The 26,700-nt window shown below is 73.6% G+C and carries 19 protein-coding genes and 2 pseudogenes; 7 read left to right on the forward strand and 14 right to left on the reverse strand.

The annotated features are described in order from the left end of the window. Positions 1-71 precede the first annotated feature (71 nt). Positions 72-1,394, forward strand: coding sequence for a M14 family zinc carboxypeptidase (locus tag JS756_RS22825; RefSeq protein ID WP_205385039.1), 1,323 nt, complete (start codon positions 72-74; stop codon positions 1,392-1,394). Between the two features lie 80 nt (positions 1,395-1,474). Here the strand turns inward: JS756_RS22825 and JS756_RS22830 are convergent, their stop codons facing one another. From JS756_RS22830 to glgX, 3 genes are all read right to left on the reverse strand, one after another. Continuing rightward, positions 1,475-2,725 carry a M14 family zinc carboxypeptidase gene (locus JS756_RS22830; protein WP_205385040.1) on the reverse strand — a complete coding sequence of 417 codons (1,251 nt, stop codon included), beginning with the start codon at positions 2,723-2,725 and terminating at the stop codon, positions 1,475-1,477. Positions 2,726-3,001: 276 nt separating this feature from the next. Continuing rightward, positions 3,002-5,365, reverse strand: a complete 2,364-nt coding sequence (gene treY, locus JS756_RS22835) for a malto-oligosyltrehalose synthase (protein ID WP_205385041.1) — start codon at positions 5,363-5,365, stop codon at positions 3,002-3,004. Positions 5,366-5,652: 287 nt separating this feature from the next. Continuing rightward, positions 5,653-7,761: a glycogen debranching protein GlgX gene (gene glgX, locus JS756_RS22840; protein ID WP_205385042.1), complete on the reverse strand. Its 2,109-nt coding sequence runs from the start codon at positions 7,759-7,761 to the stop codon at positions 5,653-5,655. A 670-nt stretch (positions 7,762-8,431) separates the two neighbouring features. On the opposite strand from glgX, the gene JS756_RS22845 reads away from it, so the two are divergent. Next, entirely contained in the window at positions 8,432-9,700 is a 1,269-nt protein-coding gene (locus JS756_RS22845; RefSeq protein WP_205385043.1) for a DUF5919 domain-containing protein, read from the forward strand. A 132-nt stretch (positions 9,701-9,832) separates the two neighbouring features. Then, positions 9,833-10,543, forward strand: a complete 711-nt coding sequence (locus tag JS756_RS22850) for an exonuclease domain-containing protein (protein WP_205385064.1) — start codon at positions 9,833-9,835, stop codon at positions 10,541-10,543. Positions 10,544-10,885: 342 nt separating this feature from the next. Here JS756_RS22850 and JS756_RS22855 read toward each other — a convergent pair whose 3' ends face one another. Continuing rightward, a complete protein-coding gene (locus JS756_RS22855) occupies positions 10,886-11,272 on the reverse strand; it encodes a VOC family protein (protein ID WP_205385044.1) in 387 nt (128 codons plus the stop codon). Positions 11,273-11,760: 488 nt separating this feature from the next. After that, positions 11,761-12,633: pseudogene (locus JS756_RS22860) on the reverse strand (DMT family transporter); the annotation flags it as partial. 94 nt (positions 12,634-12,727) lie between these two features. On the opposite strand from JS756_RS22860, the gene JS756_RS22865 reads away from it, so the two are divergent. Continuing rightward, positions 12,728-13,642 carry a LysR family transcriptional regulator gene (locus JS756_RS22865; protein WP_205385046.1) on the forward strand — a complete coding sequence of 305 codons (915 nt, stop codon included), beginning with the start codon at positions 12,728-12,730 and terminating at the stop codon, positions 13,640-13,642. A gap of 97 nt (positions 13,643-13,739) precedes the next feature. Here JS756_RS22865 and JS756_RS22870 read toward each other — a convergent pair whose 3' ends face one another. Both JS756_RS22870 and JS756_RS22875 read right to left on the reverse strand, forming a co-directional pair. Continuing rightward, on the reverse strand, positions 13,740-14,603 hold the full coding sequence (locus tag JS756_RS22870) for a phosphotransferase enzyme family protein (RefSeq protein ID WP_205385047.1): 864 nt from the start codon (positions 14,601-14,603) through the stop codon (positions 13,740-13,742). A gap of 393 nt (positions 14,604-14,996) precedes the next feature. Beyond that, entirely contained in the window at positions 14,997-17,261 is a 2,265-nt protein-coding gene (locus JS756_RS22875; protein WP_205385048.1) for an MMPL family transporter, read from the reverse strand. Positions 17,262-17,675: 414 nt separating this feature from the next. Here JS756_RS22875 and JS756_RS22880 point away from each other — a divergent pair, with 414 nt between their 5' ends. Together JS756_RS22880 and JS756_RS22885 are read left to right on the forward strand one after the other, a co-directional pair. Continuing rightward, a complete protein-coding gene (locus tag JS756_RS22880; RefSeq protein ID WP_205385049.1) occupies positions 17,676-18,227 on the forward strand; it encodes a DUF1697 domain-containing protein in 552 nt (183 codons plus the stop codon). Between the two features lie 87 nt (positions 18,228-18,314). Continuing rightward, the gene (locus tag JS756_RS22885; protein ID WP_205385050.1) at positions 18,315-18,932 is read left to right on the forward strand and encodes a mycothiol-dependent nitroreductase Rv2466c family protein; all 618 of its coding nucleotides are present in this window, start codon (positions 18,315-18,317) and stop codon (positions 18,930-18,932) included. 16 nt (positions 18,933-18,948) lie between these two features. Here JS756_RS22885 and JS756_RS22890 read toward each other — a convergent pair whose 3' ends face one another. Further along, positions 18,949-20,253 carry an MFS transporter gene (locus JS756_RS22890; RefSeq protein WP_205385051.1) on the reverse strand — a complete coding sequence of 435 codons (1,305 nt, stop codon included), beginning with the start codon at positions 20,251-20,253 and terminating at the stop codon, positions 18,949-18,951. A 56-nt stretch (positions 20,254-20,309) separates the two neighbouring features. On the opposite strand from JS756_RS22890, the gene JS756_RS22895 reads away from it, so the two are divergent. Then, positions 20,310-21,290: an ArsR/SmtB family transcription factor gene (locus JS756_RS22895; RefSeq protein ID WP_205385052.1), complete on the forward strand. Its 981-nt coding sequence runs from the start codon at positions 20,310-20,312 to the stop codon at positions 21,288-21,290. A gap of 154 nt (positions 21,291-21,444) precedes the next feature. Here JS756_RS22895 and JS756_RS22900 read toward each other — a convergent pair whose 3' ends face one another. From JS756_RS22900 to JS756_RS22925, 6 genes and pseudogenes are all read right to left on the reverse strand, one after another. Beyond that, positions 21,445-22,182: a sirohydrochlorin chelatase gene (locus tag JS756_RS22900; protein WP_205385053.1), complete on the reverse strand. Its 738-nt coding sequence runs from the start codon at positions 22,180-22,182 to the stop codon at positions 21,445-21,447. 8 nt (positions 22,183-22,190) lie between these two features. Then, entirely contained in the window at positions 22,191-23,087 is an 897-nt protein-coding gene (locus tag JS756_RS22905; RefSeq protein ID WP_205385054.1) for an ABC transporter permease, read from the reverse strand. Continuing rightward, on the reverse strand, positions 23,074-23,865 hold the full coding sequence (locus JS756_RS22910) for an ABC transporter ATP-binding protein (protein ID WP_205385055.1): 792 nt from the start codon (positions 23,863-23,865) through the stop codon (positions 23,074-23,076). The genes JS756_RS22905 and JS756_RS22910 overlap by 14 nt, the downstream gene beginning before the upstream one ends. Before the next feature lie 37 nt (positions 23,866-23,902). Next, positions 23,903-25,009, reverse strand: coding sequence for an aliphatic sulfonate ABC transporter substrate-binding protein (locus tag JS756_RS22915; RefSeq protein WP_205385056.1), 1,107 nt, complete (start codon positions 25,007-25,009; stop codon positions 23,903-23,905). Positions 25,010-25,236: 227 nt separating this feature from the next. Continuing rightward, entirely contained in the window at positions 25,237-26,571 is a 1,335-nt protein-coding gene (locus tag JS756_RS22920) for a sulfate adenylyltransferase subunit 1 (protein ID WP_205385057.1), read from the reverse strand. 2 nt (positions 26,572-26,573) lie between these two features. Continuing rightward, positions 26,574-26,700 (reverse strand): annotated as a pseudogene (locus JS756_RS22925) (sulfate adenylyltransferase subunit CysD); the annotation flags it as partial.

Below are 26,700 nucleotides of genomic sequence, written 5' to 3' on the forward strand. Positions count from 1 at the left end.
ACGGACACCAGGTGAACCGACGGCCCCGCACGTGGAGGTGTGCCCTGCCGCCACTCCTCCGCTACCCGACCGTGGACGAGCTGGCCGACGAGGCCGCCGCGCTCGTCGCCCGCCGCCCCCGGGACGCCCGGCTGCGGCGCGTCGGCACCTCCCGCGGGGGTGCCCCCCTGTGGCTGCTGTCCGTCGGCCACGGAACCCGTCAGGCCCTCGTCGTCGCCGGCCCCCACGCCAACGAGCCCGTGGGCGGCGCCACCGTGCTCCGGCTCGCCGAACGGGCCCTCGCCGACCCCGGGCTCACCGAGGGCGCCGACGCCACCTGGAACCTGCTGCTGTGCCTCGACCCGGACGGGCTGCGGCGCAACGAGGGCTGGCTGTCCGGCCCGTACACCCTCGGCCACTATTTCCGGCACTTCTTCCGGCCCGGTTTCCTGGAGCAGCCGGAGTGGCTGCCCGACGGGGCCGACGCCGCCGTGCTGCCCGAGACGCGTGCGCTGCTCGCCCTCCAGGACGAACTGAAACCTTTCTTCCAGGCGTCCCTGCACGGTGTCGACGTCGGCGGCGGGTTCCTCGAACTCACCCATGACCTGCCCGGCCTCGCCGGCCGCATGGCCCGGATCGCCGCCCGCCTCGGCGTCCCGCGCGAACTGGGCCCCTACGACACCCTGTACTGGCCGAGCCTCGGCCCCGCCGTCCACCTGATCCCCCCGCCGCAGCGCGGCGACCTGGCCGCGGCCATCACCGAGGCCGCCGTCGAGTCGACCTGGTACCACCCGCACCGCCACGGCACGGTGACCGCGATCGTCGAGGCGCCCATGTGGGGCGTGGCCGCCGTGGAGGACGGCGCACCGCCCGCCGACCGGGACGCCGCACTGCGCACCATCAGCCACACCCTGCGCCACGACGCCGCCACTCTGGAGCGGGTCCTGGCGCGCATCCGGCCCCTGGTCGCGGCGGCGCCGGACGCCGGTCGGCTGCTGGCCCCGATCGGCGACTATTTACTCGTCTGCCCCGGCCTGGCCGACGCCTGGGACCCCGACGTCGCCGCCCCGAGCCGTCCCCTGCCACCCCTGCGCACCGCCCACCTGGCCGCCCTGCGGATCGCCGGGCGGCGCCTCGCTCTGCGCACCGCCGGTCTGCTGCACCAGCTCGTCTCGGGCGCCGGTCCGGCGGCGGTCGGTGCGCTGCCCGAGCTGGACCGGCTCATCGACGCCTGGTGCACCGACTACCGCGACGGCTGCGGGGCGCGCTGGATCCCGGTCGCACGGCAGGTGGAGTACCAGTCGAGGGTGGTGCTCGCCGCGTTCGAACTGGCGGGCAGGCGCGCGCGCGGGACGTCCCGCCCAGGAGGGCCGGGCTGGTCCTGCGGCACCGCCGTGCCGATGCACCAGGAGTGACGCGGGCGCCGGCGTCCGGCCCGCGGGCGCGGGCCCTCCCACCCCCCGTCCCGCACGGGCCCCGGGGCCCGTGCCGCGTGTCACATCCCGGCCTCACGCGCGTACCGGGCCGCGGCGACGACCGTGTCGGACTGGTGCTCCACCTGGTGGGCCAGAGGCACCCAGCGGGCCTGGAAGCGATCGGCGAAGGCGCTGCTCCAGTCCGCCACCAGGTGCTGCACCAGCGGGGCGGCCCGGTCGTCGGTCTCGCGCAGCACTCTCAGCAGCATGGCCGCCGCGCGCAGCGGCAGCCGTCGGGCGAACGCCTCCACACTGCCGACGTACGCGCGCGTGGTGTCGGCCGGCGGCGTGCCGGCCCAGTCCTCGGCGAGCCCCGGCATCAGGTCCAGGGCCCACCGCGCGGCCCGCAGCAACGGCCCCTGCACCCCGTCCAGCCGGGGCGCGGCCTCGGCGAACACCCGCTCCACCTGGAGGGCGTCGCGCCGCAGCCGTTCCGCCAGCCCGCACAGCGCCGCCTCCGGCGCCGGGTGCGGCGCCGGGTCGCCGACCAGGTCGCTCGCCCACATCGGCACCTCCACGATCGCGGTCAGGCCGCCGTAGCGGTGCGCGTGGTACCAGGTGCTGTGCCGGGCGTCGTCCGGCATGCTCGGGTAGGCCGCGCCCGCGCCGGGAGCGGGCATCACGTGCACGCCCGGCCCGGCCGCCGTCCAGCCCGCCGCGTCCGAGGCCCCCGCCTCCACCGGGATGTGCAGCCGGGCCGCGGACTTCGCGAACGGCTCGGCCAGCCCGGGGACGTCCCGGGTCAGCTGCACCCAGGTGCCGCCCAGATCGGTGCCGTGCAGACTGACCTGGAGGTAGGGGCGGAGCTCGTCGATGACCCCGGTCAGGACGCGGGTCTCGGGCGGCAGGCGGTCCGGGGGCAGGACGGACGGCGACCACTCCGGCTGCTCGGGGCCGGCCGGGCGGTAGAAGCCGAGGTGGTAGTCGAGAAGGTCGCGCGGCGCCGGGGTGACGTGCAGGCTCGCCCCGTCGGGGTCGGCGCACAGCAGGAAGTGCCAGGAGACGCCGTCCCGCAACGTCCGTTCGAGCGTGGCTCGTTCGGCCAGCGCCAGCAGCGTGGAGCCGCCGGCCGGCTCGTTGGCGTGCGCGCCCGCCACGACCAGCACCGCCCGCGCTGCCCGGCCGACGGACAGCAGATGCAGAGGCCTGCCCGCCCGGGAGGCACCCACCTGTCTCAGTGAGCACAGGCCCGGCCACCGGGCGGCCAACCCCCTCGCAGCATGGACCAGTTCGGGAACACTGGGGTAGCGCAGCTCCGGCAGGAGACTCACCCCCGACCTGTCCGCCCGGCTTCGCACCCGCAGTACCCCACGGCGCGGGGGAGCTGTCAAGCGGGCGGCACGAGCGCCCCGGGGGCGCCCGGATGCGCCGCCGTGGAGAGGGGCGATCACCGCTGGTGCGAGCCCCGGCCGGCCGGTGTCCGGAATGCGCTCCCGCACGTCACCCGGTCGCCCCCTCCCACCGGGTCAAGGTCCTGGAGAAGCCTTCGTGCTGTGCCGCACGGGGCGCGACGGCCGTCGCCACGGCCGGGCCGGTGAGCCGCCCGGTCAGCCGTCGGCCGCGTCCCCGACGCGCTCCAGCAGTGCCACCGGCAGCCGGGTGAAGAGCTCCGCCACGCGCGCGGTCCCGCTGAACACCCGCTTCGGGGACAGCACGTCGGCCCACCGTCCCGGCGGCAGCGCCAGCCCCGTGTCCCGCCACCCGCCCGCGTCCGCCAGCCGCAGCGACAGCCGCGTGACGGCCGTGACGACCTCCCCGGAACGGGAGAAGGCCAGGCAGTGGGCCGCCGCGGGGCCCTCCGCGGCCAGCGGGACGTACGTCGCGGTGTCGCCGAAGACGTCCGGCCGCCGCCCGCGCAGCCGCAGTGCGGCCGCGGTCAGGGCGCCCTTGTCGCCGGGATCCGGCGCGGGGAACCGCGCGGGCCGCCGGTTGTCGGGGTCCACCAGCGCCCGGAACTCCGCCTCCGTGCCCTGATAGACGTCCGGAACCCCGGGCACGGTCAGGTGCAGCAGGGCCGTGCCCAGCACGTTCGCCCGGATATGCGGCTCCAGGGCGGCACGGAACGCCATGACCTGCTCGCCAGGGGGACCGCACGGCCCCGCCGCGACGAACGCCGCCACCGCCTCCTCGTACGGCGGCTCCTGCTCGGTCCAACTGGTGAACAGCCCTGCCTCGCGCACATGCTTCAGCAGCGCGCCCTGTACGCGCGCGGGATCGGCCGGGCCCAGCCCGAACACCGTCTGCCAGGCCGCCCAGGCCAGCTGCGCGTCGGGACCGCCGGTACCGCTGCGGGTCGTCTCGGCCAGGACCCGTGCCCACTGCCGAGGGCACTCGGTGAGCACCGCCAGCGCGGCCCGCACGTCGGCGCTGCGCTTGGTGTCGTGGGTCGTCACCACGACCCCGGTGGTGGGCCAGTCCCGCTGCAGGCGCGCGCAGTAGGCGTGGAAGTACTCGGGGGACACCGCCGGGCTGCCGGGGTCGCCTCCGACCTCGTTCGCCGACAGCAGCGGTACGTAGCGGTAGAACGCGGTGTCCTCCACGGACTTGGCCCGCAGCGCGGACGCCGTCTGCGCGAACCGGATCCGGAACTCCGCGTGGTCGGGGCCGTCCCCGTACCGGCCGAGCACGAGCCCGCGCACGACGTCGACCGCGCCGGCCTCGTCCGGCACCGCGAACGCGAGCCGGGCCTCGGCCGCCGCCTTCTCCGTCACGACCGACGCCGCGTCGCCGACGGTGTACGGCCGGTAGACCTCCAGCCGCACCAGCAGCTCCTGGAGCGCGGTGCGCAGCGCCCACGGCGCGCGGTCGCGCAGGGCGGGGTCGGGCGAGCCGTCGCACAGCCGGTGCGCCGCCCTGGTCAGACGCTCCACCTCGGTGACCAGCTCGTGTGTGACCACCTTGTACGCCGCCCGACGCGCGGTGGCCGCCCACTCCCCGCCCCGGTCCGTCTGGGGGGCGGCGAACCGGCGGTACTGCCCGAGCAGCTCCCCGGCCCCGGCCGGGTCCGCGAACAGGCCGTCGATGTGCCGCAGGGCGTCGTAGCCGGTGGTGCCCGCCACCGGCCAGGACGCCGGCAGGGGCTCGTGGTCCGCGAGGATCTTCTCCACCACGGTCCAGCGGCCACCGGTCGCCTCGTGCAGCCGCTGCAGATAGGCGCCGGGATCGGCGAGCCCGTCCGGATGGTCCACGCGCAGCCCGTCGACCAGGCCCTCGTGCAGCAGCCGCAGCACGGTGGCGTGCGTGGCCTCGAAGACCTCCGGGTCCTCCACCCGCACCCCGATCAGTTCCGAGATGCTGAAGAACCGCCGGTAGTTGAGTTCCGTGCGGGCGAGCCGCCACCACACCGGGCGGTACCACTGGGCGTCCAGCAGCTCCGGCAGCGGCAGGTCCCCGGTGCCCTCGCGCAGTGGGAAGACGTGGTCGTGGTAGCGCAGTACGCCGTCCTCGACGCGCAGGCGGTCGATCTCCTCGCCGACCGGGCCGCCCAGCACCGGCAGCAGCACCTGACCGCCCTGCGCCTCCCAGTCGATGTCGAACCACCGCGCGTACGGCGAGTCCGGGCCCTCCCGCAGTACCTCCCACAGCGCGTGGTTGTGGCGCGGGGCCATCGCCATGTGGTTCGGCACGATGTCCACGACCAGCCCGAGACCGTGCTCCCGCGCGGTCCTCGACAGCGCCCCCAGTCCCTCCTCGCCGCCCAGCTCGCCGCGCACGCGCGCGTGGTCGACGACGTCGTAGCCGTGCTGCGAGCCGGGGACGGCCTCCAGGACCGGGGACAGATGCAGGTGCGACACACCGAGCGAGGCCAGGTACGGCACGGCGGCCGAGGCGGCGGCGAACGGGAAGTCGGGCTGCAGCTGCAGCCGGTAGGTGGCCGTGGGCACCGCGGGAACGAGTCGCTCAGGTGTCATGGAAACGTACGTACCCGTCCGGCCGACTTTCGTGTCATCGGCTCATCCACCTGTGCGCGTGGGCGCGGCCTGCTTCACATGCGGGGCACCACGGAGCGGGCCCCGGCATCGGAGGCCGGCCGCGAGCGGCACGCGGCGGGCGGGCGGTACGGAGGTGCCGCGCGCGGCATCGAGACCCGGGCACGCGACCCTCGGCACCCGCCTCCGGTGGCGCCCGCGCGGGGCGCCGCCACCACGGCAGCGGTCCGCTGCGTGTGGGTGCGGCGCCGTCGCGCCGAGGGGAGCGGTCAGGCCGGGCGCATCAGCACCGTCATGCTCCGGTCCACCAGCGTCAGCCGGTCCCCGGCCTCCACCTTCACGCCCGTACCGGGCGGCACGCCCTCGTCGAGGGAGGTGTCCACGACGACCTGCCACTGCCGGCCGTGGTCCACCGGCACCACGAATTCCAGGGGCTCGGGCGAGGCGTTGAACATCAGCAGGAAGGAGTCGTCGGTGATGCGCTCCCCGCGCGCCCCGGGCTCGGAGATGGCGTTTCCGTTGAGGAACACCGTCAGAGCCGAGGCGGGAGCCGACTCCCAGTCCCGCTGCTTCATCTCCCGGCCCTCCGGTGTGAACCAGGCGATGTCGGACAGGTCGTCGTGGGTGCCTTCCACCGGTCGCCCGTGGAAGAAGCGGCGCCGCCGGAAGACCGGATGATCCTTGCGCAGCCACACCATCGCGCGCGTGAAGTCCAGCAGCGGGTGCCCCTCCTCGGGCCACCTCACCCACGCCAGCTCGCTGTCCTGGCAGTAGGCGTTGTTGTTGCCCCGCTGCGTCCGGGCGAACTCGTCGCCGTGGCTGATCATGGGGACGCCCTGGGACAGCATCAGCGTGGCGACGAAGTTCCGCATCTGCCGGGCCCGCAGCGCGAGCACCTGCGGATCGTCGGTCTCGCCCTCGGTGCCGCAGTTCCAGGACCGGTTGTGGCTCTCGCCGTCCCGGTTGTCCTCGCCGTTGGCCTCGTTGTGCTTGTGGTTGTAGGAGACCATGTCGTGCAGCGTGAAGCCGTCGTGGCAGGTGACGAAGTTGATGGAGGCCAGCGGCCGGCGCCCGTCGTCCTGGTACAGGTCGGACGATCCGGTCAGCCGCGAGGCGAACTCCGCCAGGGTGCGCGGCTCGCCCCGCCACAGGTCGCGCACGGTGTCGCGGTACTTGCCGTTCCACTCGGTCCACAGCGGCGGGAAGTTGCCCACCTGGTAGCCGCCCTCGCCCACGTCCCACGGCTCGGCGATCAGCTTCACCTGGGAGACCACCGGGTCCTGCTGCACCAGGTCGAAGAACGACGACAGCCGGTCCACCTCGTGGAACTGCCGGGCGAGGGTCGCCGCGAGGTCGAAGCGGAAGCCGTCCACGTGCATCTCGGTGACCCAGTACCGCAGCGAATCCATGATCATCTGCAGTACGTGCGGGGAGCGCATCAGCAGGCTGTTGCCGGTGCCCGTGGTGTCCATGTAGTAGCGCTGGTCGGCGGTCAGGCGGTAGTAGCGCGGGTTGTCCAGGCCCCGGAAGGACAGGGTGGGGCCGAGATGGTTGCCCTCGGCGGTGTGGTTGTAGACGACGTCGAGGATGACCTCGATGCCCGCCTCGTGCAGCGCGCGCACCGCCGACTTGAACTCCAGCACCTGCTGCCCGCGGTCGCCCCAGGAGGCGTAGGCGTTGTGCGGGGCGAAGAAGCCGATGGTGTTGTAGCCCCAGTAGTTGTTCAGGCCCATGTCGACCAGGCGGTGATCGTTGACGAACTGGTGCACCGGCATCAGTTCCAGCGCCGTCACGCCCAGCTCGGTCAGGTGCTCGATGACCGCGGGGTGGGCGAGCCCCGCGTAGGTCCCGCGCAGCTCCTCCGGCAGCCCCGGATGGCGCATCGTGAGCCCTTTGACGTGGGCCTCGTAGATCACGGTGTGGTGGTAGTCGGTGCGCGGCCTGCGGTCGTCGCCCCAGTCGAAGTAGGGATTGACCACGACCGACGACATCGTGTGCGGCGCCGAGTCCAGGTCGTTGCGCCTGTCCGGTGCGCCGAAGTGGTAGCCGTACACCTCCTCGCCCCATTGGATCGAGCCGCTGATCGCACGCGCGTACGGATCCAGCAGGAGCTTCGCCGAATTGCAGCGCAGCCCGCGCTCGGGTGCGTACGGACCGTGCGCGCGGTAGCCGTAGCGCTGTCCGGGCATGATGCCCGGTACGTACGCGTGGCGCACGAACGCGTCGCTCTCCCGCAGCTCGATCGCCGTCTCCGAGCCGTCGTCGTGCAGCAGACACAGCTCTACTCGGTCCGCGGCCTCCGTGAAGACCGCGAAATTCGTGCCGGCGCCGTCATAGGTGGCACCGAGTGGATATGCCTCGCCAGGCCAGACCTGCATGGATACGACTCTTTCAGGTGTGCGGCGCCACAGGGAGCGCCTTCGGTCCGAGTCTCCCCGAAAGTGATGGAACCGTCCCCGCCGTGCACCCCTCCTACCGTGCGACCAGTCGGTAACCGTGGTACGCCCGTGCACGGGCGTACCACTGGTGCGCATGCCCACTCCCGGGGACACGGGTGGAGTGGCTGGACCCTGCGCACCCGATGGTGAGCCGCCGTCTGTGTGAGACGGCGGCCGGGCGCGGCTGTCGCGGTGGCGGGGGTCGCCGCGGCGGCCGCGACCGTACCGCCGGACGCGCCGGGAACCGCCCCCGCCCGGGCTCCGCTGCGTGCCGGGCCGGTGGGCCGGTCCGGGTCCCGGCGGCGGACACCCCGCGGTGAAGCGGCACGCCCGCACCCCGACCGCCCGCCGATCCGATCCCGGCGCGGCGGGAGCCGAAGCCGGTCCGCCCGCCACGGCACCTTTGTTCGTACGCGTGTGCGGGTGCGGTCTCCTCGGTTCTGTGTCGTCGCACTCCGCCGGCGGGGCGCCGCTATGAATCCGCTCACTCCGTCGGCCCGCCATGATCGGAACGGGCAAGCGGAATCGTGCAGTTGGGAAACGACCCTGTCCATCCGGCTGCATCGCCGACCGCTCCCGGAGTACGCTTCCTTGATCGTTGAGACGGGGTGTGCCCGGGGGAGTGGAAGGCGGTGCGCGGGTGGGCTCGGGAGGGTTGGAGCTGCCCCCTGGTGACGAGGGTCACGAGGGGAACTCCACAGACGTCCCGCCCGGCACGGTGTCCCTGGCCAGGCCGATGGAGCCGAACTCCATCGGCCCGGAACTGGACTGGGACGCCGACGCCTGGCGCGAGGTGCGCACGCGTGCCCAGCGCGCGGGCCGGGCGTACATATGGCTGAATCTGGTCGAACAGCGACTGCGTGCCGTGGTGGCCGCCGTGCTGCGGCCCGTCTACGAGCCCGTCCACGGCGACGACTGGGTGGTCGCCGCGGCCGGACCCGCCGGCCAGGAGTGGGTCCAGCGTGCCGTCGCCGTCCGCGAGGTGAGCCGCCGCAAGGGCTATCTGCTGGACCCGGCCGACGACAACGTCATCAGCTTCCTCACCCTGCCCCAGCTGCGCGAGCTGATGGTGCAGCACTGGCCCTGCTTCGAGCCGTACTTCGACGACCGCAGGGACCTCGAACTGGCGCTGGACGAACTGGAGGTCACCCGCAACGTCGTCTCCCGGAACCGCGCCCTGTCCGAGGCCGTGCTGAACCAGGCGGAACGGGCGTCCGCCCGGCTGCTGGAGATGCTCGGCACGGGCGGCGACGTCCCCTCCGCGCGCCGCCTCCCCGTCGACGCCGTCGAGGACCTCGTCGGCGACCGGTACGCGGACGTCGTCGCCGTGCACCCCGACCGGGTCCGGCTGCTGCGCCAGTTCCCGGCCGAGGACATCTTCGGCGGTGCGCGCCGTCTCGACGCCCTCGGTATCGGCCTCAACCTGCTCGTGCAGAACTTCTCCGGGCGGCGCCTGGTCCGGCTCGCCGAGGCCGGCTGCCGCGTGCGGCTGCTGTTCCTCAACCCCGCCTCCAGCGCCGTGAAGCGGCGCGAGCGGGAACTGGGCCTCAAGCGCGGGGAGCTGAGCCGCGCGGTCGAGATGAACATCCTCCACATGCGCCGGGTCCGCTCCCGGTTGCGCGACCCCGGCGCCTTCCAGATCCAGGTCTACGACGAGACACCGCGGTTCACCGCTTACCTCGTCGACGGCGACGGCTCCGACGGCATCGCGGTCGTACAGGCCTATCTGCGGCGGGCCCGCGGCATGGAGTCACCGGTGCTGGTGCTGCGCAACGGCGACCGGGTGGTCACGTCCGACGAGGCCGACGAAGCAGGCCTGTTCCCCACCTACCGCGAGGAGTTCGAGCTGGCCTGGGCCGATTCGCGCCCGGTGTCCTGAAATGCCCGGCAGGTGAGGCATGTCCCGGCCGTGCCGTGCCGGGCCCCGAGCGGAATCCGCGCGTCGGATTGTCAGTGGCCCGTGCGAAGGTGGAGGCCACTGGGGGAACGCACCACCATGAAGGGGGACGCCATGGCCTGGCACCGCGAGCTGCTCATCGGCTTCGACCTGGAGACGACCGGGACGGACGTCGAGGCCGATCGCATCGTCACCGCCGCGGTCGTGGCACTGGAGCCCGACGGGACCGTGTCCTCGGAGCGGACCTGGCTGCTCGACCCCGGGGTCGCGATACCCGCTCAGGCGTCGGCGATCCACGGCATCTCCACGGACCACGCCCGCCGGCACGGTCTCCCGGCCGCGTCTTCCGTCGAGGACATAGCGGAGGCCGTCGCCGAGGTCCTGCGCTCGGGGACCCCGCTGGTCGTGATGAACGCGCGCTACGACCTGTCGCTCCTGGACCGCGAGTGCCGCCGGTACGGGCTGCGGTCGATCACCGAGCGGCTCGGCACCGCACCCGCACCGGTCGTCGACCCGCTCGTGATCGACAAGCACGTCGACAAGTACCGGAAGGGCAAGCGCGCCCTGCACGCGCTGTGCGCGCACTACGGCGTGACGCTGGAGGAAGCGCACGACGCGAGGGCGGACGCGGTCGCCGCCGTCCGGGTGGTGCGGAGCATGGGGGAGAGGCACCGGCCCGTGGGGGCCATGTCCCTGACGGACCTGCACGCACTCCAGATCCGCGCGGCGGCCGCGCAGTCGGCCTCGCTGCAGGCGTACCTGCGGCGGACGAATCCGACCGCGGTCGTCGAATCGGCCTGGCCGGTGATCCCGCGCAGCAGGTGACCGGGGCGCCGAAGACACCTTCGGGCGCGAGGAACCAACCGGCGGAAGCGTCCGCCAGGGCATGCCCCCCGGCGTCGCGGCAGGCGGCCGAAGCTCCGTCGCAGGCCTGCCTGGTCGAGCACATGGCGCATCGGGACCACGGGAAGCGACCCGTTCGAGGCGGCTCCTCGTGCGGCCACGGCATCCGTGGCGCCGACCAGGTCGATCAGCCTCGCCGCCGGAACGGCGAGCGGGCCCGCCGGCCCCGCGCCCGCCGGCCCCGCGCCCGCCGTCGTCGCGGACCCGCTCACCGGCTCGCAGCCGGGCCGTGGACGGTTCCCACGGCCACCCGCCGCGCGGGGGTCACGTGTACTGGGCGATCTGGATCACGTTGCCGCAGGTGTCGTCCAGCACCGCCGTGATGACCGGGCCCAGGTCCTGCGGCTCCTGGGTGAACCGCACCCCGAGTGCACGCAACCGGTCGAACTCGGCGAACACGTCGTCCACGGCGAACGAGGTGGCCGGGACACCGTCCGCGGCCAGGCCCGTCTTGTACGGCTTCACGGCGGGGTGCGCCTCGGGCTCCAGCACCAACTCGGTGCCGTCCGGGTCCTCGGGCGAGACCACGGTCAGCCACCGGTGCTCGCCGAGCGGGACGTCGGCCTTCTTCACGAAGCCCAGGACGTCGGTGTAGAAGCGCAGAGCCTTGTCCTGGTCGTCGACGAAGACGCTGGACAGGTGGATCCTCATGAAGTGCTCCCAGGATGTGCCGTGTGCCTGCCCGGCGCCGTGAGGACGCCGGCTGCCGCGCACCTCACCCTAGGCGGATCCGCCGCGCTCGTCCCCTCTCCCCGTGGGGCGCGCCGACGGCGGGGACAGGGCACCCCCTCGACGGTGGGCAGCGCCCCCTGCGCCCGCTCCGGACCTTGCCGTGTCGTCGGCACGTGGGTGCAGTCGGTCCCGGGCCTTTCGCGGTGGCCCCGCCGGCCGGGCGCCCAGGGCCGTCACACCCCGGCCCTCGCCCCGGGCGCCGGGTCGGCCGGAGAGGAGGTCTCCGCCGTACCGGTGCACGGGGCCGCCGACGGTGCGCCAGGCCTGCCGGCGGGCTCGTCGACGATCCCGGTCGTGCCGGACTGCGCCCAGGGAGAGCGGCCGAGGGAACTGCTCCCGCGGTTCCGGGCCTTCGCGGCACGGTGGGCGGCCCGGTCTCCTGCGGCGTCCGCCCCGGCCGCCGTCCGCGTGGCCCGGTGGGAGCGTTCCACGGCCTGGGCCCGGTAGGTGGCGGCGACCATGAGCGCCGCGCCGAGGGCGGTGAGCGGGGTGAAACGCTCCCCGGCGAGACCGACGCCCACGACCGCGGCCCACACGGGTTCCGTGCCCAGCAGCAGGCTGGCCCGGCTCGCCGACGTGCGCTGCACCGCCCAGGTCTGTGCGAGGAAGGCGAAGACGCTGCAGAACACGGCCAGGTACACCAGCTGCCCCCAGGTGCTGCCCGAGGCGCGGACCAGGTCCGGCAGACCGCCCGCGGACAGCGGCAGGAACAGCGCCGCACCGACGAGGGTCTGCACCGCCGTCAGGTGCACCGGCCGCACCGTCCGCCGAGCGGTGATCCGCCCGACGAGCGCCACATGACCGGCCCTCACCCCGGCCGCGGCCAGCATCAGCAGATCGCCGAGGCGCGGCGCGTGGAAACCGTTGCCCGACATCAGCAGCGCGACGGCCGGTACGCACAGTCCGGCCGCGGCGTAGAAGGAGACAGGGAGCCCGCCCGGGTGACCGGACCGGTCCAGCAGCGGGGTGAGCACGATGGTCAGGCTGATGATGATCCCGGCGTTGGCGGCGGTGGTGTGGGCGACCCCGTACGTCTCCACCACCAGCACCGCGGCCTGCGTGAGCCCCAGCGGCAACCCGGCCCGCACCTCGTCCCGGGACCAGCCGCTCCGCAGAGCGCCCACCGAACCGAGACAGACGACGGCGGCGAGGGCGTAGCGGGCGAACAGCACCGTGAGCACGGGCAGGGCTGCCGCGGCCGTCTGGGCGGACAGGTAACTGGAGCCCCAGACGAGGGCGACGAGCAGGAGTACCACATCGGTACGGCGGGTGTCGGTCACCCGCCCACGGTGCACCGCCGCCGACCGTGCAGCCCACCACCACTTCCTGAAAGGATCTTTCAGTTTTCCTTCATCGGGTCCTTACACTGCGGGCATGGACGAACGGCAACTGCGGATTCTGCGGGAACTGGGCGAACTGGGCAGCGTCAGCGCGGTCGCCGAGGCGATGCTGGTGACACCGTCGGCGATCTCGCAGCAACTGCGGCTGCTCCAGCGCTCCCTCCCGGTGCCGCTCACCGAGAGGCAGGGCAGGCGGCTGGTGCTCACCGACGCCGGGCAGGCGCTGGCCGCCGCGGCCGTCGAGGTGGAGACCGCGCTGGCCCGGGCCCGGGGCGCCGTGGAGGAGTTCGCCGCCCGACCCGACGGCGAGGTGTCGGTGGCGGCGTTCCACAGCGCGGGCGCGGCGTTCTTCCCGCTGCTGCTGCGTGCCCTGTCCGCACCCGGCATGCCCCGGGCCGTGCTCGCCGACCAGGACGTGACGCAGGAGGACTTCCCACGGCTCACCCGGGAGTACGACCTGGTGCTCGCCCACCGCCTCGACCACACCCCGACATGGCCGGGCACGGTGATCGCGACGACACTGCTGCGTGAGCCGCTCGACGTCGCCATGCCGGTCGGTCACCGGCTGGCGGCCGAGCGGCGCCTTGCCCCGCTCGACGTGGCCGACGAGCCGTGGGTCACCGTGCACGACGGCTTCCCGGTGCTGGCGACGATCGAGGCGATCGCCGCCGCGGCCGGCCGCCGGCTCCGGCTCGCTCACCGCATCAACGAGTTCGCGGTGGTCGCCGAGGTGGTGGCTGCCGGGGGAGGCATCGCACTGATGCCGCGCTGGACCATGCGTTCCCACCCCGGCATCGTCCTGCGCCCCCTCAGCGGCGTGCGGGCCCGACGGCACATCGACGCCCTCCACCGCCCCGAGCGCACCGCCCGCACGGCCGTCCGTACCGTTCTGACCCACCTGCACCGGGCCGCCCGGACCATCCAGGACCGTGAGGAGCACGCGCCGTAGACGGCACCGGACTCCGCAGGGCACCGCGGACGGGCCGCGGCCGCCCGGCGGCAGCCGAAACCGCGGGGGCCCGTGCACTCGATCCGCCGTCCGGCGATCAGAACGGAAACCAGCGCACCGTCTCGTCGCCGTCCCGCAGGGACGCCACCCGCCGCTCGAACTCGGCCAGCGCGCCGGGGTTGCTCGGCGCGTGCTGGGCCACCCACGCGCAGCTCGCCGTCTCCCGCGCGCCCCGCAGCACCGAGCACCCCTCCCACTCCCGCACGTCCCAGCCGTAGGCCGCCGTGAACGAGTCGTACGCGGCGCTCGGCAGTCCATAGCGGTCGTGGGACAGGGCCATCACGACCAGGTCGTGCTCGCGGAGGTCGGCGGAGAAGGTCTCCAGGTCGACCAGGACCGGACCGCCGGGACCGATGTGCACGTTGCGCGGCAGCGCGTCGCCGTGGATGGGGCCCGGCGGCAGCTGCGGCGTCAGGGCGGCGGCAGCCTCGGCGAAGCCGTCACGGCGCTCGCGCAGATACGCGGCGTCGCCCGGATCGATCGCCTCCCCCGCGAGGCGGAGCCAGCGTTCCACCCCGCCCAGCAGCTCGCGCGGCGGCAGGGCGAACGAGGGCGCGGGCAGCGCGTGCACGCGCCGGAGCAGTGCGGCCAGGTCCTCCGGCTCGGCGGGCCGCACCGGATCGGGGAGCCGGTGCCACACCGTCACCGGGTGCCCCGCCACCAGCAGCGGCTCCGGCCCGGCGGCCCGGACGGCCGGCACGCCCTCCCCGGCCAGCCACAGGGCGATGTCGAGCTCCCGGCGCGCCCGGTCCAGCAGTTCGGCGTCCCGGGCCACCTTCACGACCAGGTCGCCGGCGGCGAACACCGCGTTCTCCCCGAGGGCGAGCAGCCGCGCGTCGCCGGCCGGCCCCGGCAGCACCCCGGCCGCGGCCAGTACCTCCCGTGCGCGTGCCTCGTCCATCGTCCTCCGCCTCCGCGTCCCGTTCCCGTCCCGCTGCTGCGCGGTCGCCGGCCAGTCTCGCACCGGCGGGCGTCGTCCCCGCCGCCCGTCCGCGCAGGTGACCGCGCCGGGGTGGGCGACCGGCACCGCGCGGACGGCTGTTCAGGCCGCGCGCGACCCGGCCGTGCCCGACGGGCCGCTGCGGCCGCGCCCGGCCCGGGGGCGCGATCTGCCGCGCGCGACCCCGCTGCGGGGAGGGGCCCGTACGGCGGTGCGCGTCACGGCCGACCGCCCGGCCGTGACCGGCGCCCCGCGGCGCGCACCGCGAGGGCGGCGGGCGGTGGCGGTGCGCCACCGACGCGGTGGGCACGGCCGAGGGCCCGCCGGAGGCCGGCGGGCCCTCGGGGCCGGGGGTCACACCCGCAGCGGCTCGCCCCGGTCGTCGCGGGGAGCGGGAGCGGCGATCGCCTCCGGTGCCTCGTCGTGCGTGAGGTCCGGCAGCCGGCGCAGCCACGACGGCAGGTACCAGTTCCGCTCGCCCAGCAGCGCCATCACCGCGGGCAGCAGCACGCCGCGGATGACGGTGGCGTCGATGAGCACCGCGGCGGCCAGGCCCACGCCCATCTGCTTCATCGACTGCATGGACAGCGTGCCGAAGATCGCGAAGACGGCGACCATGATGACCGCGGCACTGGTGACCACGCCGGCCGTGGTGACCACGCCGTGCGCGATCGCGTCCCTGGTCGTCCGGCCACGCAGCCGCGCCTCGCGGATCCGGGAGACCACGAACACGTGGTAGTCCATCGACAGGCCGAACAGGATCACGAAGAGGAACAGCGGCAGCCAGGTGACGATGGCGCCGACGCCCTGCGCGCCCACCAGCGACGCACCCCAGCCGTGCTGGAACACGGCGACGAGGATGCCGTACGCGGCGCCCACGGACAGCAGGTTGAGCACGATCGAGGTGACGGCGATCGTCAGCGAGCGGAACGACAGCAGCATCAGCAGGAACGCGAACACCACGACGAACGCGAACACCGGTACCACCGAGCCGACGAGCTGGTCGTTGAAGTCGTGCGATCCCGCGACCTGCCCCGTGATCGGCGCCTGCACGCCCCCGACCCGGCCCAGCGTCGCCGGACGCACCTCGTCGCGCAGCTTCTCCAGGCTCGCGCCCGCCGCGTCCCGGTCGGAGCCGCCCACCAGCGGTACGTAGACGAAGGCCACGTTCTGCGCCTCGTGCACCCTGATGTCGACCGGGCCGCGCGAGGCGCCCGAGGAGATCGCCTGTTCCTTGAACGCGGCCAGCGCCTCCCGCACCTCGGGCGCGTCGATGTCCCGTGCCTTGACGACGACCTCCGCGGGCTCGGTGCCGCCGGGGAATGCGTCGTTGATCCGGTCGTACGTCTGCACGATGGGCAGTGAGTCGCCGAACTCCTGGTCCAGCGTGAGCTGCTGGGTCTTCATGCCCAGCGCGGGCGCCGCGACGGCCAGCAGCGCGCCGGCCGCCACGACCACCGAGACCACCGGGCGGGCCAGCACGCCGCGCAGCACCGTGCTCCAGAACCGGCTGCCGCTGGTGCCGTCGACGCCGCCCCGGGCGCGCCGGCGTCGACCCAGGAACGGGAGCCGGCCCTTCTCCACGCGCTCACCGAGCAGCGAGAGCAGTGCGGGCAGCACCGTCACCGAGCCGACCATGGCCACGGCGACCACCATCAGGGAGGCCAGGCCCATCGCCTCGAACTCGGCGAGGCCGGTGAACAGCATGCCCGCCATCGCCACGCACACCGTGACCCCGGACACCACGATCGCCCGGCCGCTGGTCGCGGCGGCGATGCGCAGTGCCGTCCGAGGATCCCGGCCGGCCTCCCGCTCCTCCCGCTCGCGGCGCAGGTAGAACAGGCAGTAGTCGACGCCGACCGCCATACCCACCAGCAGCATCACGGAGTTGGCGGTGTCGCTCATGGGCATCAGATGGCTGACGACACCCATCAGGCCCATCGTCGCCATGATCGCGGTGATCGCCAGCAGGACCGGCAGCAGTGCCGCCACCAGCGCGCCGAAGGCGATCAGCAGGATGCCGAGGGCGACCGGCACGGCGGAGTACTCGGCCTTCTGGAAGTCGTTCCCGAAGGCGTCCTTGTACTGCTTGGTCATGCTCGCGCCGCCGATCTCCTCGATCCGCAGCGACGCGTGGTCCTTCCCGACGCCCTCGACGGCCTTCAGGACCGGCTCCACCCGCTCGTAGGCGGTGTCGGCGGCACCCCGCATGTCGAACTGCACCAGGGCGCTGCGACCGTCCTTCGAGATCGTCCGCGTGTCGTAGGGGGACGTCACGTTCGTCGCCTGCCCGGTACCCTCGACGGCCCGCACGACGTCCGCGACCGCGGCCCGGAACTCGGCGTCGGTGGACTTCAGCTCACCGTTCCTCGCCTGGATCAGGACGCTCTCGCCGAGGGGCTCGTCGATGCCCGCGTCCTCGATGATCCTCGCCGCGGTGTGCGTCTCGCCCTTGAGCTGGTCGCTGTCCTTGACGTCCACGCGGCCCGCCGCCGACCCCAGCCCCATCGCCAGGACGACGAACAGCAACCAGATGCCGACGGCCGCCCACCGGTGCCGGGCGCTCCAGCCGCCGGCCCGCGCGGCGAGACCCCGCACCCGCGTTTCTCCACTCCCCATGACGGGCTTGCCCCCTTGTGCACGGCAACGACCCCCTGCCGTCACCTTCCACCACGAAGGTAGGGAAGGAATAAGGCCATCTCGTCCTGCTGCCCGGTGAAGTCCGGCGCCCCAGGCTCCTCCCCCCGGAGCGCGTGCCGTCCCCACCGGGGAGGAGCCTGGCCCCTACAACTACCTGCGGCGTCTCGGGGGCCCGGGTCAGGGTCGCCGGCCGCCGGATCCGGTGAGGCGGCCCGCCGCGCCCGGACACAAGGTTGTTGAACAAGTCACAGCCGTCGGAAGACGTTGATCCGCGCGCGTTGATCCGCAAGAGTTTCGCGCATCCCACCCCGGGACGCCGGCGCTGTGTCCGGCCCCGGCACCCGGCCGTCGTGCTCGCCCCCATGGAGCACGACGGCCGTCTAAGGTGAAGGCGTGACGACCATGTACGCGGCCCTGCTGCGCGGAATCAACGTGGGCGGCAGCCGGAAGCTCCCCATGGCCGACCTGCGCACCCTGATGGAGGAGCTCGGGCACGCGCGCGTGCGCACCTATCTGCAGAGCGGCCAGGCCGTCTTCGGCGCCGACCGCGGCGACGAGGAATCCCTCGCCGCCGAGCTGGCCCGGGCGATCGAGGAGCGGTTCGGCTTCGCCGTGGACGCGATCGTGCGCGACCACGCGTATCTGCGGGCCGTCGCCGAGGCCTGCCCGTTCCCCGTCGCCGAACTGGAGCCCAGGCAGCTGCACGTCACCTACTTCTCCGGGCCCGTCACCGCCGAGCGCTTCGCCCACATCGACCCCGCCGCCCACCTGCCGGAGGAGTTCCGCCTCGGCGACCGCGTGCTGTACCTGTACGCCCCCGACGGCCTCGGCCGCTCCAGACTCGCCGACGCGCTCTCCCGGCCCCGCCGGACCGACACCGTGATCGGCACCAGCCGGAACTGGAACACCGTCACGAAGCTGGTGGAGCTCACCGAACCCGCGTAGCGAACCCGTGGTGCCGGAAGTGGACCACACGGAACGCGGCCGAGTGGGCCGGGACACCGCCCCATCCGGCCGCCTAGCGTCGTCTCCATGACCCACTCCTCGCCCACCCGCGTCGACTTCTTCTTCGACGCCGCCTGCCCCTTCGCCTGGATCACCTCCCGCTGGCTGCTGGAGGTCGAACGGCATCGACCGCTCGACCTGCGCTTCCGGCCGATGAGTCTGTACCTGCACAACCTCGGCAACGAACTGCCCGACTGGTACCGGGAACTGGTCGACAAGTCGATCGGGCCGGTCCGGGTCGCCGTGGCCGCCGCCGAGCAGTACGGCGAGAAGGTGCTGCGCGACCTGTACACCGCGATCGGCACCCGCATCCACGAGCGGAAACAGCAGGACCACGACGCCGTGATCGTCGAATCCCTCACCGAACTCGGGCTCCCCGCCGGCCTCGCCGCCGCCGCGCACGACCCGTCCCACGACGCCGCCGTGCGCGCCGCCCACGACGCCGGCACCGAACCGGACTCCGGCGGCTACGTCGGCACGCCCACCCTCCACGTCGACGGCACCGTGTGGTTCGGCCCGGTACTCCGAGCCGTTCCGCGCGGAGCACGGGCCGCCGAACTCTTCGACAGCTTCCGCGTGCTGGCCACCGACCCGGAATTCTTCGAACTCAAGCGGACCCGCACCGGCGGCCTGTCCTTCGACTGAGGCCTGCCCGGGCCGCCTACGCCGGCTCGCCCCGCCACTCGCCGTCCCGGCGGGCCCATCGCACCGCCGGGCCCATCGCGAGGCCCGCCACGGCGAACAGGACGCCCAGCACCGCCCAGCCCACCGCACCGTGGGCGATCGCGGTGACGGTCACCAGAGCCGGGCCGGCCATGAAGCCCGCCGACATACCGGCGCCGAAGACCCCCTGGTAGACGCCGTGGGCGCGGGCGTCGGCCAGGGCGTAACCGAGCGTCCAGCCGCCGGCCGCCGACAGCACCTCGGCGAAGACCTGCACCACCGCACCCGCGGTCAGCGCGACCACCGCCCACACCGGGGACAGCCCGGACGACAGCGCGTACACCGCACAGGCCGCCGCCAGCAGCATCCCGGACCAGCCCATCGCCCGCACCGCGGACGGCACCTGTGAGGCGCGCCGCGCCACCCGAACCTGGAGCAGCGCCACCAGCACGCAGTTGGCGATCATCAACAGGGCCGCCGTCCAGCGCGGCGCCTCGGTGCGCTCCACGATCCACAGCGGCAGCCCGACCTCGGCCAGCGAGTACTGCACGACCAGCACCGCGTTGAGCACGGTCACCGCCAGGAACGGCAGGTCCCGCACCGCACGCCAGCGCTCCGCGGCCGGCGCCGCGGAGTCCAGCGGCACCCGTTCGGCTGCGTGCGCGGCCAGCGGCAGCCGGGGCAGCAGCAGCGCCGGCCCCGCGAAGGTCGCGGCGTTCACCAGAATGACCGTCACATATGCCGCCCGCGTGTCCAGTTGGAGCGCCACCGCACCGAACACGCCGCCCACGCCCATGCCGACGTTCACCACCATCCGCAGATACGCCCGCGCCTCCACCCGCGTCGCCGCCGGCAGCACGTCCGCGTACAGCGCGCCCTGTACTCCACGGCTCGCCATCTGCAAGGCCGTCGCGCACACCACGGCGACGAGGAATCCGGCGTACGAGTGCACCAGCGCGTACGCCGCCGTCGCCACCCCGGTGCCTCCCCACAGCAGCGCGCCGACCCGTCGTGCGCCCCACCGGTCCGCGGCCCGGCCGGCCGGCACCCCGGCCGCAACCCCCACCAGCCCCGCGACCGTCAGCCCGGCGCCGACCGCGGTCGTGTCCAGACCGACGATGCGGGTGAAGTACAGGACGCCGAGCGGGAAGCAGAGCCCGTTGCCGACGGAGTTGACGAGCGTCAGCACGCTCGCGAGCCGCAGCACGGGATCGGCGGGCAGCAACCCGGCAGCCCGGGTGGCCCGCTCGGGCGCGGGGGAGTGGTGCCGGCCGGAGGTCCGGGAGGCTGGTGTCGTGGTCATGCACACAGCCAACCCGGCCGCCCGGCGGCACCGACAATGATTTAGCGTGGCGCTCAATGATCGAGTTCCGCTTCGCCGTCGGCGACCTCGCCACCACCTCCTTCGCCTACTCCCCGCTCCAGGAGGCGGTGTTCTCCCTGCGGTGCCTGCACGACCCGGCCCGCTACCCCCACCACCGGCCGTGGCTGCGCCGGATCCGCCCGCACCTGGACCACCTCGACCGGGACCTGCTGACCGCGCTCGTCTCCCCCTGGCTGTGGATCCCGGACTTCCTCACCCCGCGCCCGCACCGCGCCCGCCCCGGCTTCGCCGAGGAACTCGACCGGCTCGCCGCCACCCCGCCGGACGTCGTCGACGCCGACTTCCACGCCACCTACCGCACCCCGCAGGCCATCCCGCCCGTCGTCGGGCGCGGACTCGCCGACCCCGCGGCGCTCCTCGACCGCATCACGGCCGCCCTCGACGCCTACTGGCACACCTGCCTGGCCGCCGCCTGGTGGCCGCGCGCGCAGACCATCCTGGAGGCGGACCTGGCCCACCGCGGGCGGGTCCTGGCGGAACAGGGCGCGGGAGCGCTGTTCTCGGGGCTCGACGACCGTCTCACCTGGACCCCCGGCCTGCTGCGCCTGTCCACCCGGGACAGCCTGCCCGCGCCGTGGACCGACGTCGGCATCGACGGCCGCGGCCTGGTACTCCTGCCCACGCTCTTCGCCCGCGGCGCCCAGCCGCTGCTCGACCCCACCCGCCCGCCGGTGCTCATGTACCCGGCCCGCGGACGCGCCCGCCTGTCCGAGGAACCGCCCCCGGTCACCGACGAGGCACTGACACGCCTCCTCGGCCGCCCCCGGGCCCGCCTGCTGATGCTCCTCGCCGAACCGGCCTCCACGACCGAGCTGGCCCACCGCCTCGACGTCACCGCCGGCGCCGTCAGCCAGCACCTGGCCGTCCTCTACGACGCGGGCCTGCTCACGCGCACCCGTAGCGGACGCATCGTCCGCTACGCCCGCACCCCACTCGGCGACGAGCTGTGCCGCTAGGCGCTCCGCCGGGGGTGCCGCGGTACGACGCCGTTCGGCCTCTGCGCCGTCGTGGCTGGTCGCGCAGTTCCCCGCGGCCCTTCGGCGCGCTGCCGAACCGCGGCGCACCGCACGGCGAAGGGATGTACGCGGCAAGGCGGGGGAGTGCGCGCGCTCAGGCCCCCACGGCCGTGAGGTTCGGTACGCGGGCCTCCTCGTAGCGCTGGATCAGCAGCCGCGCCACCTCCGGCGCGGGGCCCAGGACGTCAGCGAGGACGTCCGCGTCGGCCGCGCCCCGGGCGATGCGGTCCGGGAGGAACCCGGGGGCCAGGACGTACGGTGCGACGGCCACCCGCTCGCAGCCGTCGGCGCGCAGCGCGCGCACCGCGTCCTGTGTGCGCGGAAGGGAGGCGGAGGCGAAGGCAGGCCGCACGGCGCACCAACCGGTGTGCCGCCACTCCCGCGCGATGTCAGCGATCACTGCCCTCGCCTCCGGGTCGGTGGACCCCGCCGAGGCCAGGACGACCCCGGTCGAGGACTTGTCGGCGGGCGACAACCCCGCCTCGTACAGACGCCGCTCCAGCGCCGCGAGCAGCAGCGGGGAGGGGCCCAGCACCTCCGCCTGCCGGATCCGCAGCCGGTGCGGCGCCTCCCGCAGGACCGCGGGGATGTCCGCCTTCGCGTGGAAGGCACGGGTCAGCAGCAGCGGCAGCGCCACGACGTCGCGCACCCCCTCCGCCGCGAGGGCGCCGAGCACCCCGTGCACGGAGGGGACGTTGAAGTCCAGGAAGCCGGTCTCCACCCGCAGGCCCGGCCGGGACGACCGCACCCGCTCCACCAGGGCGTGCACGGTCGCGGCGTGCCGCGGGTCGCGGCTGCCGTGGGCGATGACGAGCAGGACCGGAGCGCTCATGACGTACCTCAGTTCCTCACCAGCAGACCGCGGCTGCGCAGCACCCACCGCTCCAGCGGACTGAAGATCAGCAGGTCGATCGCGATGCCGACGAACAGGATCAGGACGATCGCCTCGAAGACCATGGCCATGGAGCTGGCGTTGCGGCCGTTCTCCAGCAGCGCGCCCAGGCCGATGCCCAGGTCGGGCGAGGAGGCGATGATCTCCGCCGCCATCAGCGACCGCCACGAGAACGCCCAGCCCTGCTTCAGCCCGCCCAGGTAGCCCGGCAGCGCGGCCGGCATGACGATGTGCCAGGCGCCCCGCACCCCTGTGGCGCCCATCGTGCGGCCCGCCCGCAGGAACAGCGGCGGCACCTGGTCGATGCCGGAGACCAGGCCGTTGGCGACGGACGGCACGGCGCCCAGCAGGATCACCGCGTACATCATCGAGTTGTTCAGGCCGAGCCAGATCACCGCCGGCGGCACCCACGCCACGCTCGGCAGCGACTGGAGCCCGGACAGGATCGGGCCGATCGCGGCGCGCACGAACTTCACCCGGGCCACCAGCAGCCCCAGCGGGGTGCCGATGGCGAGCGCGAACAGGAAGCCGAGCAGGCCCCGGGAGATGCTCGTCCAGACGAAGCCGAGCAGGGTGCCCTGCAGCCAGGCGTCCCTGAACTCACCGGCCACGTCGGCCGGGGACGGCAGCCTGGCCGGATCGTCGACGATCCGCAGCGAGATCAGGCCCTGCCACACCACCAGCACCACGGCGACGGCGACGATCGGCGGAAGGATCTTGTCGATCAGCGTCCGGCGGAACGGGGGGCGGCGCGCCTCCGAGGTCTCCAGGGCGTCGAGGCCCGCCTCCAGCCCGCCGAGGCCGTCCGTGTCCGCCGGCGTGTCGGTCGTCTCAGTGCTGGCCATGACGGCGGATCTCCCCACGCAGTACTTCGGTGATCTCACGGGACAGTTCGGCCACCGGGGCGTCCTCGATCCGGCGCGGCTGAGGGATGCCCACCCGCCACTCCCGGGCCACCCGGCCGGGCCGGGACGCCAGCAGCACCACCCGTTGCGCGAGCCGCACGGCCTCGCGCACGTTGTGCGTGACGAACAGCACCGACAGGCCCGTCTCCGCCCAGATCCGGGTCAGCTCGTCGTGCAGCACGTCCCGGGTGATCGCGTCCAGCGCGGCGAACGGCTCGTCCATCAGCAGCAGCCGGCTGTCCTGGGCGAGGGCGCGGGCCATGGCCACGCGCTGGCGCATGCCACCGGACAGCTCGTGCACCCGCTTGCCGTACGAGCCCTTCAGCCGCACCAGTTCGAGCAGCTCCTCGGCGCGGCCGCGCCGCTCGGCGCGGGGAACTCCCCGCAGTTTCAGGGCGAGCTCGATGTTCTTCCCGGCGGTCAGCCACGGGAACAGGGCGTGTTCCTGGAACATCAGCGCCGGGCGCCCGTCGGTGCTGATCTCTCCCGAACTGGGCCGGTCCAGGCCCGCCACCAGGTTCAGCAGCGTCGACTTGCCGCAGCCCGAGGCCCCCAGAAGGGTGACGAACTCGCCCGGCGCGACATCGAGGCTGATGTCGTCCAGCACGAGCTGCTGCCCGGCGGGCCCGGCGAAGGACTTCGAGACGCGGTCGATCCGGGCGGCGTACTCGACTGCCTCGGCGCCGGCGCCCTCGGCCTTGACGATCGCCACGGCCATGGTCGTCACCTCCTGCGAATTGCGTGGTCTGGGGGGCTTACCTGACACCGAGTCCGGTGTCGCCGACGGTGGGCTCGCCCGCCGCCGTGAGGACCCGGTTGAGCGGTGCCACGTCGTAGATTCCGGTCAGCGTCGGCCGCTCCAGCAGCCCGGCCCGCACGGCATGCTCCGCCTGCGCGGCGAGGGTGCCGGCCAATGGGTCGTCGGTGAACCGGATGGACTCCCACGCCGGGTCGAGGATCCCGGCCGGGAGTTCCCTGCCGGCGTCGGCCCGCAACTGGGCGTTGGCCGCGGCCTTGGCCTCCTGCGGATGGGCGTTGATCCACCCGTTGGTCTCGACCGATGCCTTCAGCACCGCCTCGACGGCCTTCGGGTGCTCCTCGAGGAACTTCTGCGACACGACGATGTTCGTGATCACGAACTTCTTCTCCGGCCACAGGTCCGTCTCGTCGAGCAGCACCTTCGCTCCGTCGGCGACCAGCCTCGACGCGGTCGGCTCCGGCACCCACGCGCCGTCGATCGACCCGGACCGGTAGGCGTCGGGCACGACCTTGTTGTCCGCGCGCACGACCGACACGTCGCCCTTGCCGCTCAGCGCGTCGACCTGCCAGCCCCGCTGCGCGATCCAGTCGAGGAGCGCCACGTCCTGGGTGTTGCCGAACTGTGGAGTGGCGATCCGGTGGCCCTTGACGTCGTCGAGAGTCCTGATCTTCTCCGGGTCGACCACGAGCTTCACCCCGCCGGACGCGGAACCGCCGACGATGCGCAGGTTCCTGCCCTCCGACCTGGTGTAGCCGTTGATCGCCGGGGACGGGCCGATCCAGCCGATGTCGAGGGAGCCGGAGTTGATCGCCTCGATCTCGGAGGGACCGGCGTTGAACACCTGGTACCTGGCCCGGGTGCCGCCCAGCGCCCGCTGCAGGAATCCCTCGTGGTGGCCGACCAGCGCCGTGCCGTGGGTCAGGTTGCCGAGGTAGCCGATCCGCACGGAGTCCAGCCCGTCGATCCTGGCCGCGCCCGGCACGGCCTGCTGCCGCGCGGGGCCGTCGACGGCCCGGGAGCCGTAACCGCAGGCGGCGAGAGCCAGCAGCGGCAGGACGGCGAGGACCACGAGGACGCGGCGGGGGACGGACGTGGCAGGCACGGGAGGGGTTCCTCTCGGTGACCCGGCGGTCACGGCCTCAGGCCGTGGCCGGGAGATCGGCAGGGCGTTTTCGTCGGTGTCGGCAGCGGCGGGGGCACGGGGTCACGCACATCGCGCCACCCCGCCCCGCCCGCCGCCCGGCATGCCGGACCACGTGCGGGGGTGTGCCCGGCCGATGCGGGCGCCCTCCGGCACGGACGTCGCGCCGGGGACGGCGGGGTGCTCCATCAGAAGTCCCACCCGTCGTCCTCGGCCGCGTCCCTGACCGGCTCCGGGGAGGCGAAGGACTCGCCGACCATGCCCGCGGTGAGCGTGGTGCCGTCGTTGGGGTCGATGAGGATGAAGGAGCCGGTGCGCCGCGAGTCGGAGTAGGAGTCGACGGGCAGCGGTTCGGCGGTGCGGATCTTCACCCGGCCGATGTCGTTGGCGACGAGCTGTCCCGGATGCGGGTGCAGGGACAGGTCGTCGAGCGTCAGCCTGGACGGGATGTCCTTCACGATCGCCTTCACCGTGCGGGTGCCGTGCTTGAGCAGCACCCGGTGACCGACCGTCAGCGGCTGGTCGGCGACGTGGCACACGGTCGCCTCCACGTCCTGCGTGGTGGCGGGCGCGTCCTTGCTGGGCACGAGCAGGTCGCCGCGGGAGATGTCGATGTCGTCCGCGAGCAGCAGGGTCACCGACTGCGGGGTCCAGGCCACGTCGACCGGCTCGCCCAGCAGGTCGATCCCGGTGACCGTGGTGGTCCGACCGGACGGCAGGACGGTCACCCGGTCGCCGACCCGGAAGCTGCCGGCGGAGATCTGGCCCGCGTAGCCGCGGTAGTCGGGGTGCTCGCTGGTCTGGGGGCGGATCACGTACTGCACGGGAAGCCGGGCGTGGCAGTGCGCCAGGTCGTGGCTGACGGGGACGGTCTCCAGGTGTTCCAGTACGGTCGGGCCGCCGTACCAGTCCATGTTCGCGGACGGTTCCACCACGTTGTCACCTTCGAGAGCCGAGATCGGGATCGCGGTGACTTCGGGAACGCCCAGTTCGGTCGCGTACGCCGTGAACTCCTCGGCGATGGTGGCGAAGACGGATTCCTGGTGGGCGACGAGGTCCATCTTGTTGACGGCGAGGACGACGTGGGGGACGCGGAGGAGGGCGGCGATGGCGGCGTGGCGGCGGGTCTGTTCGACGACGCCGTTGCGGGCGTCGACGAGGATGACGGTGAGTTCGGCGGTGGAGGCGCCGGTGACCATGTTGCGGGTGTACTGCACGTGGCCGGGGGTGTCGGCGAGGATGAAGCGGCGTGCGGGGGTGGCGAAGTAGCGGTAGGCGACGTCGATGGTGATGCCCTGTTCGCGTTCGGCGCGCAGGCCGTCGGTGAGGAGGGCGAGGTCGGGGGTGTCCTGGCCGCGGTGGGCGGATGCGCGTTCGACTGCTTCCAGTTGGTCGGTGAGGACGGACTTGGAGTCGTGCAGGAGTCGGCCGACGAGGGTGGACTTGCCGTCGTCGACGGAGCCGGCGGTGGCGAATCGCAGGAGGGTGGTGGCCGAGAGCGCCTCGGTCGTGGTGGTGCTCATGGCTAGAAGTACCCTTCGCGTTTGCGGTCTTCCATCGCGGCCTCGGAGAGTCTGTCGTCGGCGCGGGTGGCGCCGCGTTCGGTGAGTCGGGAGGCGGCGATCTCGGTGATCACGGTGTCCAGGGTGGTG

Origin of the sequence: Streptomyces actuosus (assembly GCF_016921115.1) — a bacterium.
GTDB classification, from domain to species: domain Bacteria; phylum Actinomycetota; class Actinomycetes; order Streptomycetales; family Streptomycetaceae; genus Streptomyces; species Streptomyces actuosus_A.